Below are 254 nucleotides of genomic sequence, written 5' to 3' on the forward strand. Positions count from 1 at the left end.
AACCACAGGGCGTCGGTCACGCCGCCGTCGAACCAGTACGGCGTGTCGAACGGGTCCACCGTGAACGGCTCAGTTGCGTCGACCTGGCCGCTCGGGTCGGCCGCGTAGTCCGAGGACGCCCAGACCGTGACGGCCGGGGTGGCCCCGGGCTCGAGGCCGAGCGCGGCGATCCCGACCGGCGCGTCCAGCACCGAGTTGTCGAACACCGTGGTGTCCACGTCGCCGAACGCGCCGTTCACGCCCTGGACGTCGGG

Annotated in this window: 1 protein-coding gene; it reads right to left on the reverse strand. The window is 72.4% G+C overall.

The window, feature by feature from the left end; genetic code table 11:
• Positions 1-239: hypothetical protein (locus KVT14_RS20660; protein WP_217617321.1), on the reverse strand; the 239-nt coding region annotated here is incomplete at its 3' end.
• Positions 240-254 lie beyond the last annotated feature (15 nt).

Source organism: Cellulomonas sp. GbtcB1 (assembly GCF_019091725.1).
Lineage (GTDB): Bacteria > Actinomycetota > Actinomycetes > Actinomycetales > Cellulomonadaceae > Cellulomonas.